Below are 14,970 nucleotides of genomic sequence, written 5' to 3' on the forward strand. Positions count from 1 at the left end.
CGAGATTGGCTGGCGCCCAGATAGCGCATCGCCGTGGTGAATGCCATGCATCGAACCGCTTCACAAGGCAGGCATTTCGCCAAGCGCCTCGTGAAGCCGCCGCATCAGCCCCATGGCGTGCTGCTTGCGGTCGAGATTGAAGGTCTCCGTCTGGCGCACGGCGTCGCTGGTCTCCTCCCAAAGCGTCGCCAGGCGTGCCGCCCTGCCGAGGTCTCCTGCCTCTGCCGCCTGTGTCGCGGCCTCGGCCAGGCGGTCGCTCACCAGGCGGTTGAAGATGTCGAACTGCACCTGGGCGTCCCGCGCCGCCACGGCCTCGGCCAGCCGGTACGCCTCGGCCAGGTCGAAGCGGCGCCCCTCTGCTGCCTGTGCAAGGGTCTGGGCAATCTCCAGCCCCCCGAACTGGGTAAGCAGAATGGCGCTGCGGGGGCTTCCCCCCGCCCGCTCGACAAGCAGGTTTCTCTCCTGCCCATCCTCGGGCAACGGCGCGTCCAGCCGGTGCAACAGATCCTCCAGCGTCGCCGCCTCCAGCGGCTGCAGCTTGATCGTCTGACAGCGGGAGCGGATGGTGGGCAGCAGCCGGCCGGGCGAATGGGCGATCAGCACGAACAGGGTGCGCGCCGGCGGCTCCTCCAGATTCTTGAGCAGCGCATTGGCGGCGCTGGTGTTCAGGTCGTCGGCCGGGTCCACGATGACGATGCGATAACCGCCATGCGAGGCCGTCATCGAGAGGAAGCGGCTGATGCGGCGGATCTCGTCCACCGTGATCACGGTTTTGAACTTCTTTCCACGCTCGTCAAAGGGCCGGGTGAGGTGCAGAAGACCGGGATGAGCGCCGCGCGCGAGAAGCCGGAAGGTCTGCGCCTGCGTGTCCGGCGCCTCCAGCCGCGCAGGCGCCGCCGCGGGGTCGGGATGGGCCAGAAGATGATTGGCCAGATGAAAGGCAAGCGTCGCCTTGCCGGTGCCGCGCGGGCCGGCAAAAAGCAGCGCATGGTGCAGCTTGCCGGCGCGATAGGCCGCGGCGAGCATCGCGCGCGCCTCCGCGTGGCCGAAGAGAAGCGGGTTCTCTGCCGGCTCGGGAATGTCGGGCAGGCTGTCGTGCTGTTCGGGGGCCGTGCGTTCAAACATTGTCCAGCCCTTCCCTTCCCATCGCCCTCTCCACGGCCTTCGCGACAGCCCTGGCCACCTGCGCGCGCGGCCGCGAGGCGTCGATCACCACGCAGCGTTGCGGCTCTCTGGCGGCGATGTCCAGAAAGGCGGCGCGCCTGTGGCGATGGATCTCCAGTGTTTCCTTCTCGAAACGGTCGGCCCCTGCCTCGCCACGCCTTTCGGTCGCCCGGCGCAGCCCCTCCTGCGGGTCGATGTCGAGGATGATCGTCAGATCGGGCATCACCCCGTTCACCGTCACGCGCTCCAGCCGCGCCATGAAATCGGGGTCGAGCCCGCCGGTCACGCCCTGGTAGACGCGCGAAGAATCGACGAAGCGGTCGCACAGCACCACCGCGCCTCGCCCGATTGCCGGGCGGATGACCTGTTCCACATGGTCGAGCCGCGCGGCGGCGAAAAGGAGGGCTTCCAGCGCCGGGCCGAAGGGCTCCGCCGCGCCGGACAGAAGCACGTGGCGCACGGCCTCCGCCCCCGCCGAGCCGCCCGGCTCACGGGTCACGACCACTTCGTGGCCCTGTTTTTCGAGGCGTTCGGCAAGCAGCCGGATGTGGGTGGACTTGCCTGCCCCCTCGCCCCCCTCGAACGTGATGAAAAACCCGCGCGGCAAGCTGCCTCCGTCCGTTGTCGGCCCATATGCTCGGCTCTTCATAGTCGCGCCGGCGGGGAAAATCCAACCGCGTCTCGAAATGCCGGCAGGTTCAGCGCAGCCAGCCGAGCAGAAGCTCGCCCAGTGCCTCGAGCGCCCGCTGGCGCAGGCTGCCGCGCTCCACCGACCGGGCGGCGTGAAGCGGCACCTCGCGGCTCAGCGTGCCGTCGAGGCGTATCTGCAGCGTGGCGACCTCCTCCCCCTCCTCCACCGGCGCGGGCACCGGTCCGCGATAGACGATGCGCGCCGTAAGACGTTCGGGCTCTTCGACCGGCACCAGCAGCGAGAGTGGGCGCGCCGTGCGCACCGGCAGGCGATCCGTCCCGCCACCATAGACCTCCACCTCGCCGACCGTCTCGCCGTTGGCAAAGAGGCGGCGCTCCTCGAAACCGCGCAGCCCCCACTCGATGATGCTGCGCGCCTCCTCCGACCGCTCTTCGGCGCTGTCCAGACCGCTGAGCGTCACGAAGATCCGCCGCCCTCCCTGCCGGGCCGAGGCCGCGATGGCATAGCCGGATTGATCGGCATGGCCGGCGACGAGCCCATCGACGCCGACCTCGAGCGCCAGCAGCGGATTGCGGTTGCGCTGGTAGATGCCGTTCCACTCGAAGGCCGGTTCGGCGAAATACCGATAGTAGGCGGGGTATTCGAGCCACAGATGGCGCGCCAGAGCCGTGATCTCGCGCGCCGTCACCTGCTGCCCTTCGGCTGGCAGGCCGGTGGGGTTGACGAAGGTCGAGCTTTCCAGCCCCAAAGCGCGGGCACGCGCATTCATCAACCTTGCAAAATCCGACTCGGAGCCTGCCATTGCCTCGGCGATCACGATGCAGGCATCGTTTGCAAGCTGCACGACGGCACCCCGTATCAGCGCCTCCAGCGGCACGGAGGATTTCACCTCCGCGAACATGGTCGCAAGGCGCGAGGGCGCGCCGCCGGTGCGCCAGGCGTGCTCGCTCACGAAGAAGGTCTGCTCGAGGGAGAGTTGCCCCTGCTTGAGGTCGCGGAAGACAAGCTCCATGGTCATGAGCTTGGCAAGCGAGCCCGGAGGAAAGGGCTCGTCGGCTCCCTTCGCATAGAGCACGGCGCCGGTGGCCGCGTCGATCATGAAGGCGCGCGGCGCCTTGGACTGAAAGCCCTCCGCCATGGCAGGCGGGGACAACAGAAGAAGGACAGCCACAAGCGGCGCCCATCGCCTGACATCGTGCGGCAACGCACCCTCCCCGTCGGTCCGCGAAGCTTGAAGAGGGTTTAAGCACGGATGAGGCGCAGCGCCAACCGCGCCTTGGCCGGCGCGGGTTCAACGCGGTGCAGGATCAGCCGCGCACCGCGAAGGCGTCGGCGGCACCCGCCGCCCAGGCGGCACGCAACGCGCGGTCGAGGTCGCCTCCCGGCGCGGGCACGAGCGACAGCGCGTAGACGCGCCTGCCCGCCTGCCGGGTCTCTTCGATGCGGACCTCGCCATAGGCGGAAAGGGCATCTTCAAGCCGGTCCGCCGCGGCGCGCGAGCTCCAAACGCCCAGATTGATGTAAGAGCCCGGCGCCTGCGTGCGCTCCGCACCCCATGAAGCCAGGGTCTCGGCATCGAGCCCAGGCCTGAGAACGGCGTCGAAGGCGTCGGCAGCACGACGCACCCGCCTGTCGGCATAGGAGAGCAGCGCCAGTTCATGGGCGGCCAGCTCGGGTGCAGTGTGCGGCCTGTCAGGCAGAACGGGGCCGATGACCGGCAGCGCCGTGCTGCCTTGCGCCTGCCGCGCTGTCGGCAGACCGGCAAAGGCGGTGGTGGCCTGCGGCACGGCCCGGGAAGGCGTCGGCCCGTTCATGGCCACCATTACGCCCGAGGCCAGCCCGTCGGAAGGATCGGGCGTCCGGCCACCCGGCCGGTACGAGGCGAGAAGAAAGCTATCGTCCTGTCCGTGCAGCGGTGCGGGCCCCACATATTCCACCCGCACCCGCGCCACACCGTCCTGGTGGTAGTCGAGCAGCTCGGCGGCCCGTTTCGACAGGTCGATCACGCGCCCGCGCGCGAAGGGCCCGCGATCGTTGATGCGCACGATCACCGAGCTGCCGTTTTCGAGATTGGTGACGCGCGCATAGCTCGGCAGCGGCAGGGTCGGATGGGCCGCGGTGAGGTGCGTCATGTCGTAGACTTCGCCATTGGCGGTCAGCCGTCCGTGGAAGGCCGCGCCGTACCACGAGGCCGTTCCTTCGGCCACATAGTCCGGATCCTCTTTGGGATGGTACCAGCGGTTCTTGATCCTGTAGGGCTTGCCGATGTGATAGCGCCCGCCCCCGCGGCGCAGGCCCGAGGCATCATGGGCCATGCGGGGGCTCGCCTTCACGCCATATTCGGCTTCGGAGAAATATTCCTTCGTATCGGTATTGCCGAGGCCGACCTTCGGCGTGGTTTCCGCGCAACCGGCAACAAGCAGCGCACACGCCGCCGTCGCCGCCATGCCGAAACGCCACCGCCCCGGTGCCCCCCTCCTGCCTTGCTTCATGAACGCCTTTCCCCGGGCAATCCCTTGAAAACCCAATCAACCGCCTTCACGCCGGCCCCGCCGGCAAAAACCGCAAGCACCCAGCCGCCGCCCCCAGCTCATGGGCACGAAATCATTGTCAGAATGTGAATCAATCAATATGGCGGGAAAACGGCGAAAACAAGAAATGGACGGGGCGCCACCCTTTTCCCGCCGCCTGCTTGCAATAACACCCGTTCGCGCCTACACGGATTCGGCCGGAGGAGTGGCCGAGTGGTTGAAGGCACCGGTCTTGAAAACCGGCAGGCGGGCAACCGTCTCGTGGGTTCGAATCCCACCTCCTCCGCCACAACATTAATAAAAAACAGCAGGTTATGTTTCCATTCATAGCCGTGCCATACCGAGAGCCATCATCTTTTCTGTGGAGACTCGGCTTTGCTGCGGTCGCCTGCGACCAGGTCGAGCCCATCCTCACTCGCTGGTGCATCGCATTCGGTCGCACCGGGATCGTTCAAGTGAGCGCTCATGATGCGGGCCGCAGTGGGGGACAGAAAATAAGTAACTCCATCGTCATCGGAACGTCGATCATAAACCGCGGCCTCCACGGCGGAAGGATCATTCATTAATCCGGCAGAATATGCGTCGAGGATAGCAGTGCCCTTGTCGGCTGCGACATCCCTTTGCGATAGTCTGATCATGTACCACGGCATCTGTTCGCCCCTGGTTTTTTTCAGCGCGATCAGCGAACCACCAAAAAAGCAAGCGGCAACCTGCCAAGAATTGGGAACGCCGCCCCGGACGACCGAAGCGGCTTGGGTTTCACTATTGAAGCTCCTGCGGCCGGGCAGTCAGACAGCGCGCCGCGAGTCAGGCCGCAATCGATTCCATGAACCGGAGCAACACGCGCTCCCCAAAAACATTGGAGCCTCCGGCAATCCTGGCGCGGTTCACCGCGCCGGGATTGACGCTTTCCTGCAGCCGAATGACGACGGAGCGAAGAGAGATGCTTTTCGCAGGGACGCAAGGCAGCGCTCGCGACGACATTCTCCCCGGCTCAAAACCGGAAAGTCATGCCCAGAACCGGACCGGACAGCGTGGTGTCGAATACATGTCCATCGTCCTCGTAGTCCACAGACAAGACCTTGTAACCCGCGGAAAGCGCAAGCTTGTCGTTGAACGAGTAATTGGCTGTCGTAAGCATCTGCCAGGTGAAATCGGAGCCCACTCCGAAGCCGCCGACATCACCCTGGACGAGAATGGAGAACCTGTCGGTCAGATGAAAATGGGCGCGCGCACCGATGACCGGATCCAGCCAGTCGAACTCGCTTTCCAGCTTGAATGTCCGGCCGGTCACGTGAACGTTGAGATCGTTCCAGATGCGCCAGTATCGCGCACCGCCCATGAGATCGAAGGTGAACTGCGGCGTATCATAGACCCGGTATCCAGCCTGCAGCGTGGCGGCAAACTGGGTCGTATCGTAATCGGCCCTGACGGCACCGATGATCGGCAATGGTCCGGTTGTCGCGCTTTCGGTAATATTGACGTATATCACGTCGCCAGAAACGACGAAGCGATCATTGCGCGCCCAGAAATTGACGAAGCTGGCAAAGTTGAGGTCGTCGAGAATATCGGAAAACGACTTTTCCACATGCACGGTCGGGGCCCGCCGGAACGGTGAGACATCGCCCTCCATGCCCGCAGCCCAGACGTAAGGCGTGACCTGAAACACCCAGCCGAACGGGGCCGTTCCCGGCGCTGCCGGCCGCCGGGGAGCCTCTTCCAGCGGTGCCATATCCGCGCCTTGGGCAAGGCTTGCTGAAAGGAGAACAACCACGGCGGCCAAGACGGGAGAAATCGCCGCTTTGATCATGTTGCCAATCCTCTCAGCTCGCGGTCAACGTGTTCTTGTAAATGCGCCCATCCTTCATGATGAGCTTCATGTTTGCCTCGGGATCGGCGATCAGAGAGATGTCCTCCAACGGGTTGCCGTCTATGATCAGCAGATCGGCGAGCGCTCCCGGCTCGATCACTCCCAACTTGGCACGGTAAGGGTTGCGCTCGCCGGCCATCGCAAGGAGTTCGCCGTTGCGGCCGGTGGCCATGCGCAAGACGTCTGCGTTGTCGAACCAGCGGGAGAGCTTTGCGAGTTGCTTGCCCTGGGTGGGCGGGCCCTTCGGGTTGAAGAGGATATCGGTGCCCCAAGCCATGTTGACGTTGTGCTTCTTCCCGAGTTCGTAGGCGCGTACCGTGCCTTGGGCAATGTCCTTCTGCTGCTGGCGCTGGATCGGCTCGGATTTGGGATTGGCATCCTCATCGGCCAGAAAGGGCTGAAGGCTCCACCAGGCGCCTTCCCCGGCGATCATCTTGACGGTTTCCTCGTCGGCGAGCTGTCCGTGCTCGATCGACTTGACGCCGTTCCGCAAGGCCCGCTGGATGCCTTCGGGCGTATAGACATGGGTACAGACGTAAGTGCCCCAATCAGACGCTGCATCCACGGCGGCACGGATCTCCTCTGCCGTGAACTGGTTCACGTGAATCGGGTCGTAAGTGGAGGAGACGCCGCCGCCGGTCATGATCTTGATCTGGCTCGCACCGAGGAGAAGCTGCTCCCGCACGCGGCGAAGCACTTCGGGCACGCCATCGGCAATGGCGGCGATGCCGGCTGCTTCCGGGTGGCTCAGATCATTGCCGGAATGGCGTGGCACTTCGTAGCGCATGCGGAAGTCGCCATGGCCTGACGTCTGCGAGATCATGGCGCCGGAGGGGAAGATGCGCGGGCCCGGAAACCTGCCCTCGTCGATGGCACGCTTCAGTGAGAAGGACGGGCCCCCGACATCGCGAACGGTGGTAAAGCCGCGCATCAGCGTGCGCCCGGCCTCTTCGGCGGCGACCAGGTGGATGTATGGCACGTCGGCCGTAAGCGCCAGTACCTCAGGGATCGCTGCCATGAGGGTATGCCAATGCGCATCGATCATCCCGGGCATCAGCACCCGTCCACCGCCATCGACGATCTCCACGTCGCCGGGATCTTCGCCGGCCGGCAGCACCGCCTCGATCACATTGCCTGAGATACGCAGATTCGATCCTTCGATCAGCTTGGCCGACTTGCCGTCAAAGATGCGCACATTGGTGAACAGCAAAGGCTTGGCCGGCTCCTGGGCAAAGACTCGGGAAGGCGTAAGAGAGAGAGCGGCGAAGGTGGTGGCGATGCCGCGCAGGACAGAGCGACGAGACAAGCCCATGTTCAACCGATGGTTGATTCTGGCAAAAGCCGGGGTATGGCAAGCACAGCCAAACCCCTGCACCAGGCTCTGATATTTTCTGCCGATGCGTAGCTGCATGACACCCTTCGATTGTGAAAAGATCCCCTATGGAACCCATACTTGCTTTATGTCGGGTTCGCAAGTGAACGCCGGAAACCGCCCGGAATGGTTTCGTTTTTCTGCAGCATGATGATCAGCCCGATCGCATCGTCTTTATAGACGCCCACGGCTTGTATCCGTGCCGCCGGAAACCGGGTCCGCGACGGCACTGTTCCCCTGCTCAAGACGGATCCTCAGGCCCTCGTCGGGCTTCGGAGATGCCATCGCCTTTACCGAGGCGATGGCTCTTTCGCGCCGGCATCCGCCTGCCTTGTGCGCCGGCGCTGAGACGCAACCTCCGATCGGTCCTTCCGGGAGAGGATCAGGCTCACTTCATCTCGGCATCGACGACGAAGGCGCCGTCCTCGACCTTGAAGAGCGCATAGGCGCCCGGCACGTCGCCGCGCTCGTCGAAGTCGTGGTCGCCCGCCGCGCCTTCGTAGTCGATGTCGGTTCCGGCAGCGATCAGCTCCTTGGCCTTTCTCCATTCGCCCGGCAGGATGACCTCGCCTCGGCCGTCGGAGACCGAGCGCAGCGCCTCGGCCACCTTCGTCTTGTCGCCTCCTGCCTTCTCGATGGCGAGCGCGGCGAGGAAGGTGGCGTCATAGGACGTCGTCACGAAAATGGCATCCGGGTCGCCGCCGGCCGCCTTGAAAACCTCGTTGAACAGCTCCAGGGCCTGCGACGTCTCGCCCACCGGCGAGGATGCGGTGAAGGTCGTCAGGTTTTCCGCGCCGAGCGCCTTGATCGGAGCATCGGACTTCATGCCGTCGCCACCAACGAAGTTCTCGAAGAAGCCGTTCTCGAGCGCCTGGCGCAGCATGGTCAGGCCCGCGCCGTCACCGTAGTCGAAGATGACGAGCGTATCGGCACCGCCCGCGGCGAGCTCGGCAAGGTCGGAGCGATAGGACGCCTTGCCGTCCTCATGTGCGGCGAAGGCCGTGATCTCGCCGCCTCTCTCTTCGAACTCCGACTTGAACGCCTCGGCCAGACCCTTGCCGTAGTCGTTGTTGAGGTAGGCGACCGCCACCCTGTCGGTGCCACGCTCAAGCAGTGTGCGGGCCAATGCACGCCCCTGGAAGTCGTCGGAAGGCACCGTTCGATAGACGAGATCCTTGTCGTCGAGCCTGCTGATCTCCGGCGAGGTGCCGGACGGGGTGATCATCGTAATGCCGGCGGGCACGGTCACGGAATTGGCTGCGGCAAGGACGGCGCCGGAGCAATACGGCCCGACAATCGCGATCACGCCTTCGATGTTGACGGCCTTGGTGGCTGCATCCGTCGCGTTCTGCGGATTGCAGGCACTGTCGCCGACAACGGTGACGAGCTTCTGGCCGTCCAGGATGCCGCCCTGTTCGTTGACCTGCTGAACCGCAAGCTGCGCGGCGTCGATCATCGGCGGTGCCATGGGCGCGATTGGGCCGGATACGCCCGCCAGCAGGCCGATCTTGACGTCGGCATGGGCCGGCGCGGCCATCGCCGTAGCGCCGAGAAGGGTGGCGGCAAATGCGAGATGCACTTTCTTCATTGCAAAACCTCCATCGTTGTTTGCGGCGGCTTCTGGCCGCCTTTCATCGGCTTCGCAGGCCGGACGGCAATCGCCTCCCCGCCCCTGCGCACGAAGGCACGGCGGAGCGCTTTATGAGGCGAAGTCTTCAACGCGGGCATCCGCTTCTCACCCCCGTTGCCAAGATCATCGCTTCTCTTTGGCGGCAGCACCGCGCTGCGGCTCGGGCAGGATGCCCTCCGGGCGGAAGCGAAGCACGACCTGCAGCATGAGGCCGATCAGGAAGACGCGTATGTACTTCGCCTTGACCGCGACTTCGGGTGGAAAGCGGTCGGTCAGGATCTCGGAGAACGACCAGATCACCCACACGACGGCGACGCCGAGGATGGCCCCGCGATTGTTTCCCGACCCGCCTAGAATCAGCATGATCCAGACAAGGAAAGTGGCCACCATCGGGTCGATCGCCTCCGGCGTGATCGCCCGGTTGAGGTGAGCAAAGAGCGCGCCTCCCAATCCCATCAACGCCGCACCGAAGACAAAGGCCTCCAGTCGACGGGAGGGCACGTCCTTGCCCATGGCGCGCGCGGCCAGCTCGTTGTCGCGGATGGCGCGCATCATCCGCCCCCAAGGAGACCGGATCTGGCGTTCCACCAGCAGATAGACGACCAGCAGGACACCGGCGACCAGCGCCAGATAGGCGAGTTGCGAATGGATGTAGGGAAGATCGCCGAACGGCCGCGGAATGCCTGTTATTCCTCGCGCGGAACCTGTCAGCCAGTCCTCCGACTTGATGACGAGGCGGATGATCTCGGCAATGCCGATGGTGGCAATTGCCAGATAGTCGGACCGGAACCTGAGGCACACCTTGCCGATTGGCCAAGCAACCAGCGCGGCCAGCACCATGGCACCGGCCCAGCCGACGGGAACCGGCATGTCGAAACCGCCGACGCGGCCGGCCTCCGGTGGTGAGGTCAGGATCGCCGAGGTATAAGCGCCCACGGCGAAGAAGCCGGCGATACCGGCGTTGAAAAGCCCCGTGAACCCCCATTGGATGTTGAGGCCGATTGCCAGCAGGGCATAGATGCAGATGAAGATCGCCATGAAGACGGCGTAGTTGAGAAGTCCGAGCCATTCCATCGCCGCCTCCTCAAAGCACCTTGCCGCGCAAAAGCCCGGTCGGGCGGACGATCAGCATCACGAGCAGAATGGCGAATGCCGTCGCCGCCTTGTATTCACTCGGCAGGAACATCACCGACACCTCCTCCACCACGCCGACGACCAGTCCCCCGATCACCGCTCCCTCGATACGCCCAACCCCTCCGAGGATCGCCGCCGCGAACATCGGCAACAGCATCTGCCAGCCCATCATCGATTTCAGCTCGGTGTTGAGGCCGAGGAAGAAGCCGGCAGCGGCGCACAGGCCGCCGACGATCATCCAGGTCACGAAAACCACCTTGGCATTGTCGACGCCCGACAGAAGGGCAAGATTCGGATTGTCGGACATGGCGCGCATCGCCTTGCCCCACTTCGTCTTCATCAGAAAGAGCTGCAGGCACAGGACAAGACCGATCATGGTCAGCACGGTCGCGATCTCGCGATCTTTCAGGCGTATGCCCCACCAGTTCTCCGGCCGCACGATGCCGCGCGTGTAGGTCTCCGCGTCCACACCCCAGATGACCTGGACGACGGAACGCACCATCAGCGCCACGCCGAGCGAGGCCATGACAGTGACGATGCGCGGCCGCTCCCGCAGGTAGTCGTAAAAGAGCCTGTCGATCCCCACCGCCACCAGGGCGGTTGCGACCATGGCGATCGGCAACGCCGCGTAGAGGGGCACTCCGGCGAGTGTGACCGCAGCGAAGGCGACAAAGGCGCCGAGCGTTGCCATGTCGCCGTGCGCCAGATGCGCGTAGCGCAGGATGGCGAAGACGAGCGTGATGCCGACCGCGCCGAGCGCATAGATCGACCCAAGCACGAGGCCCGGCACGATGTAGAAGTTCACGAACTCCAGGAAATCCATGATCCGTTTCCCAGCCGCTATCCGCCGAGGAACATCTCGGCGACCTCGCGGTCAGCCAGAAGTTCCGCACCCGTTCCCTCATGGCGATTGCTTCCCGAGGCAAGCACATAGCCACGGTTGCAGAAGGCAAGCGCCTGCTTGGCATGCTGTTCGACCAGAAGCAGCGCGACGCCCGCATCACGCACGTCGCGGCAAATCTGGAAGATCTGCTCCATGTAGCGCGGTGAAAGCCCCGCTGTCGGTTCATCGAGCAGCAGCACCTTCGGGTCGAGCATCAGCGCGCGGCCCATGGCAACCATCTGCCGCTGGCCTCCCGAAAGGTTGCCGGCAAGCGTTCTGCGGCGTTCCCTGAGATCGGGGAAAAGCCCGTAGACCCGTTCGAAAGCGGAGGAGAGATCGCCGGATCTCAGGAAAGCACCCATCTCGAGGTTCTCGTGCACCGTCATCTCGCGGAAGATGTTGTCGACCTGGGGCACGTAGCATACGCCTGCCTGCACGATCTGGTTCGGCTTGAGCCCAGTGATGTCCCTGCCTTCGATCGTTATCGATCCGCCGCGAATGTTCAGCAGGCCGAAGATCGCCTTCATCGCGGTGGATTTGCCGGCGCCGTTCGGGCCGACGATGGCAACGATCTCGCCGGCCGCGACGTTGAGCGAGACATCCTGCAGGATGTCCGCATCGCCATAGCCGCCCCGCACGTCCCGCATTTCGAGAAGCGGCGTCATGCGGCATCTCCGACCGTTTCGCCGAGATAGGCTTCCAGCACGCGCGGATCCGAGCGCACCGTCTTGAAGTCACCCTCGATCAGCACCCGTCCCTCGGCCATGCAGATCACCGGATGGCAGAGCTTCTCGATCATTTCCATGTCGTGTTCGATGAGGATGAAGGTGTAGCCACGTTCGCGGTTGAGAATCGCAATCTTCTCCTCCAGCTTGCGCAGAAGCGTGCGGTTGACGCCGGCTGCTGGCTCGTCGAGCAGCACCAGCTTGGCATCCGTCATCATCGTGCGGCCCAGTTCCAGCAGTTTCTTCTGGCCGCCCGACAGATTGCCTGCCTTTTCATCGGCAACGTGGCCGAGTTCGAGGAAATCGAGCGTTTCGTGCGCGCGTGCTTCGATCTCGCGCTCGTCCTGCGCGACCTTGCCCCATGCGAACCAGTTCGCAAGAAGGCTCTCGCCCGCCTGACGACCCGGCACCATCATCAGGTTTTCTAGAACGGTCAGACGGTGGAATTCGTGCGGGATCTGGAAGGTTCTGACGAGCCCCCTGTGAAAGCGCTTGTCGGCCGGCAGCCCAGTGATCTCCTCGCCCAGATAGCGAATGCGCCCCGAGGTGGGGGTTATGGCGCCGGCAATCATGTTGAAGAGCGTGGTCTTGCCCGCGCCATTCGGCCCGATCAGGCCAGTGATGTGCCCCTTCTCCACCGTCAGGGTGCATCGGTCGACGGCACGAAAGCGGCCATATTCCATGACGAGCTGTTCAACTTCCAGCATGCGGGCGCTTGCCTCCATCCCCTCTTTGCCGGTCGGGCAGCGCGAAGACGCCAGGGGCTCAACGCGACGGCCGTCCGATCTTCTTCTGTTTTTCACTCCCCACGCGTTCTCTCGAACGCGCGATACTCCGCATCGCCCGGAAAGACGGCCATGCCCGGCCGCAGGGGCGGCGTGATGTCTATGAAACGGGCCATGGCTTGCCGCATCCTCAAAGGTCGGCCCGGATCGACCACAGCTCGGGGAACAGAACGACGTCGAGCATTCGCCGCAGATATGCGACGCCCGATGTCCCGCCTGTCCCGCGCTTGAAGCCGATCACGCGCTCCACGGTGGTGACGTGGTTGAACCGCCAACGCCGGAAATAGTCCTCGAAGTCGACGAGCTTCTCGGCCAGTTCGTAAAGGGGCCAGTGCCGGCGCGGATCGCGGTAGATCTCGATCCATGCCGCGCGCACGCTCTGATTTTCCTGATGCGGAAGCGAAAGGTCCCGCTCGAGCACGGACGCGTCGATGGCGAAGCCCTCGCGCGCCAGCAGCCGGAGCGCTTCGTCGTAGAGGCTCGTATCCTTCAGGAGCCCTTCCAGCCAGCCGTGCACCTGCGGAAGATGGGCATGCGGGCGCAGCATGGCGGCGTTCTTGTTGCCGGCCAGATACTCGATCGCGCGATACTGATAGGACTGAAAGCCGGACGACTGGCCGAGCTGGTCGCGAAACTCCTCGTATTCCGAGGGTGTCATGGTGCGCAGCACCTGCCAGGCGGAATTGAGCTGCTCGAAGATCCGCGCCACGCGGGTAAGCATCTTGAACGCCGGAGACGGGTCGCTTTCTGCGATCTTCGCCTTGGCGGCGAGAAGTTCGTGGATCGCAAGCTTCATCCAGAGTTCCGAAGTCTGATGCTGGATGATGAACAGCATCTCGTCGTGCGCATTCGAGATCGGATTCTGCGCGGACAGCACCTTGTCGAGCGCCAGATAGTCGCCGTAGGACATGCGCCCGTCGAATTCCATCTGGGCGCCGTCTTGCGCCGGATCGTAAGGTGTGGCTGGCCTCGTCATGTGACCTTCGCCTTCTTCTTGAACTTCTCCCTGTCCCAGGCGCGCGTGAGGATGATCTCCTCCAGCACCTCTGCGGCCCGGAACACGTCCCTGTAGGATAGATAGAGCGGCGCGAAGCCGAAGCGCACGATGTCAGGCGCGCGGAAATCGCCAATCACGCCGCGGGCGATCAGCGCCTGCATCAGCGGATAGCCGAAGTCGCAGCGGAAGGACACCTGGGAGCCGCGCAAAGCCGCTTCGCGCGGGCTTGCAAGCGCCAGATCGGGACAGCGCGCCTCGACCTCGGCGATGAAGAGCTCGCAAAGGCTGACCGACTTTTCCCGCAGCGCGCGCATGTCGACATCGGCAAAGACGTCGAGCGCGGCATCCAGCGCCGACAGCGAGATCACCGGCGGCGTTCCGACGCGCATGCGGTTGACGCCCTCGGCCGGCCGATAGTCGAGATCGAAGGCGAAGGGCGCCGCGTGGCCCATCCAGCCGGTGAGCGGCGGCTCGACCGCATCGCGATGCCTCGGCGCCACATAGAGGAATGCCGGCGCTCCCGGCCCGCCATTCAGATATTTGTAGCCGCAGCCGACCGCGAAATCGGCCTCCGCGCCGGCCAGATCGACCGGAAAGGCCCCCGCCGAATGCGCAAGATCCCAGATCGCGAGCGCGCCGGCTTCGTGCGCACGCTTCGTGAGCGCCCGCATGTCGTGGCGGCGCCCGGTCTTGTAGTCGACCTCGGTGATCATCGTAACCGCGACCGTCTCGTCGATCGCCGCCGCCACGTCTTCCGGCGGCACCACCTTGAGTTCGTGGCCCGACGCGAGCAGGGCGGCAAGCCCCTGTGCCATGTAGAGGTCGGTCGGAAAGTTCCCGCTGTCGGAGAGGATCACCTTCCGTCCCGGGCGCATCTTGAGCGCAGCGGCCAGAACCTTGAAGAGGTTGATCGAGGTGGAGTCGGCCGCGACCACGCTTCCGCGCTCGGCGCCGATGAGGCGGGCAATCTTGTCGCCGACGCGCGCCGGCAGGTCGATCCAGTCGTGTTCGTTCCAGCCACGAATGAGGCTTTGCCCCCATTGCCGTGACACGACATCCGCCAGCCGGGAAGCAACGCCGCGTGGAAGAGCGCCGAGCGAGTTGCCGTCGAGATAGATCACGCCTTCGGGAATATCGAACGCCTCGCGCTTGTGCGCGAGAGGGTCTTCACGGTCCAATCGTGCCACCTGTGCCGGTGTCGATCGCGCCATCTTGGACATCCTCCCC

14 protein-coding genes and 1 tRNA gene are annotated in these 14,970 nt (G+C 64.4%); 1 reads left to right on the forward strand and 14 read right to left on the reverse strand.

What is annotated here, in order from left to right; genetic code table 11:
• Positions 1–60: 60 nt before the first annotated feature.
• The 4 genes from NYR58_RS14110 to NYR58_RS20535 all read right to left on the reverse strand — a co-directional run bounded on the left by NYR58_RS14110 (position 61) and on the right by NYR58_RS20535 (position 4,308).
• Positions 61–1,125 carry a DNA polymerase III subunit delta' gene (locus NYR58_RS14110; protein ID WP_261521571.1) on the reverse strand — a complete coding sequence of 355 codons (1,065 nt, stop codon included), beginning with the start codon at positions 1,123–1,125 and terminating at the stop codon, positions 61–63.
• The gene (gene tmk / locus NYR58_RS14115; protein WP_261521573.1) at positions 1,118–1,771 is read right to left on the reverse strand and encodes a dTMP kinase; all 654 of its coding nucleotides are present in this window, start codon (positions 1,769–1,771) and stop codon (positions 1,118–1,120) included. The genes NYR58_RS14110 and tmk overlap by 8 nt, the downstream gene beginning before the upstream one ends.
• Before the next feature lie 91 nt (positions 1,772–1,862).
• A complete protein-coding gene (locus NYR58_RS14120; RefSeq protein ID WP_315903341.1) occupies positions 1,863–3,020 on the reverse strand; it encodes a D-alanyl-D-alanine carboxypeptidase family protein in 1,158 nt (385 codons plus the stop codon).
• 103 nt (positions 3,021–3,123) lie between these two features.
• Positions 3,124–4,308 carry a septal ring lytic transglycosylase RlpA family protein gene (locus tag NYR58_RS20535; protein ID WP_315903342.1) on the reverse strand — a complete coding sequence of 395 codons (1,185 nt, stop codon included), beginning with the start codon at positions 4,306–4,308 and terminating at the stop codon, positions 3,124–3,126.
• A gap of 238 nt (positions 4,309–4,546) precedes the next feature.
• Between NYR58_RS20535 and NYR58_RS14130 the strand changes: the two genes are divergently transcribed.
• Positions 4,547–4,636: transfer RNA gene (locus NYR58_RS14130), tRNA-Ser, on the forward strand.
• A 61-nt stretch (positions 4,637–4,697) separates the two neighbouring features.
• On the opposite strand, the gene NYR58_RS14135 is transcribed toward NYR58_RS14130, so the two are convergent.
• The 10 genes from NYR58_RS14135 to kynU all read right to left on the reverse strand — a co-directional run bounded on the left by NYR58_RS14135 (position 4,698) and on the right by kynU (position 14,954).
• The gene (locus NYR58_RS14135) at positions 4,698–4,997 is read right to left on the reverse strand and encodes a hypothetical protein (protein ID WP_261521574.1); all 300 of its coding nucleotides are present in this window, start codon (positions 4,995–4,997) and stop codon (positions 4,698–4,700) included.
• A 344-nt stretch (positions 4,998–5,341) separates the two neighbouring features.
• Complete coding sequence (locus NYR58_RS14140; protein WP_261521576.1) at positions 5,342–6,157, reverse strand: porin; 816 nt, start codon at positions 6,155–6,157, stop codon at positions 5,342–5,344.
• Positions 6,158–6,170: 13 nt separating this feature from the next.
• Positions 6,171–7,628 carry a metal-dependent hydrolase family protein gene (locus tag NYR58_RS14145; RefSeq protein WP_261521577.1) on the reverse strand — a complete coding sequence of 486 codons (1,458 nt, stop codon included), beginning with the start codon at positions 7,626–7,628 and terminating at the stop codon, positions 6,171–6,173.
• Between the two features lie 349 nt (positions 7,629–7,977).
• Positions 7,978–9,177 (reverse strand): ABC transporter substrate-binding protein, encoded by a 1,200-nt coding sequence (locus tag NYR58_RS14150; RefSeq protein WP_261521579.1) that lies wholly within the window; start codon positions 9,175–9,177, stop codon positions 7,978–7,980.
• Positions 9,178–9,342: 165 nt separating this feature from the next.
• Positions 9,343–10,293 carry a branched-chain amino acid ABC transporter permease gene (locus NYR58_RS14155; RefSeq protein WP_261521581.1) on the reverse strand — a complete coding sequence of 317 codons (951 nt, stop codon included), beginning with the start codon at positions 10,291–10,293 and terminating at the stop codon, positions 9,343–9,345.
• Between the two features lie 10 nt (positions 10,294–10,303).
• A complete protein-coding gene (locus NYR58_RS14160) occupies positions 10,304–11,176 on the reverse strand; it encodes a branched-chain amino acid ABC transporter permease (RefSeq protein WP_261521582.1) in 873 nt (290 codons plus the stop codon).
• 17 nt (positions 11,177–11,193) lie between these two features.
• On the reverse strand, positions 11,194–11,901 hold the full coding sequence (locus NYR58_RS14165; protein ID WP_261521584.1) for an ABC transporter ATP-binding protein: 708 nt from the start codon (positions 11,899–11,901) through the stop codon (positions 11,194–11,196).
• Entirely contained in the window at positions 11,898–12,668 is a 771-nt protein-coding gene (locus tag NYR58_RS14170) for an ABC transporter ATP-binding protein (protein WP_261521585.1), read from the reverse strand. The genes NYR58_RS14165 and NYR58_RS14170 overlap by 4 nt, the downstream gene beginning before the upstream one ends.
• 208 nt (positions 12,669–12,876) lie before the next feature.
• Positions 12,877–13,722, reverse strand: coding sequence for a tryptophan 2,3-dioxygenase (kynA, locus tag NYR58_RS14175; protein WP_261521589.1), 846 nt, complete (start codon positions 13,720–13,722; stop codon positions 12,877–12,879).
• A complete protein-coding gene (kynU, locus tag NYR58_RS14180) occupies positions 13,719–14,954 on the reverse strand; it encodes a kynureninase (RefSeq protein ID WP_261521590.1) in 1,236 nt (411 codons plus the stop codon). The genes kynA and kynU overlap by 4 nt, the downstream gene beginning before the upstream one ends.
• Positions 14,955–14,970: the final 16 nt, after the last annotated feature.

Origin of the sequence: Chelativorans intermedius (assembly GCF_025398255.1) — a bacterium.
Classification (GTDB): Bacteria; Pseudomonadota; Alphaproteobacteria; order Rhizobiales; family Rhizobiaceae; genus Chelativorans; species Chelativorans intermedius.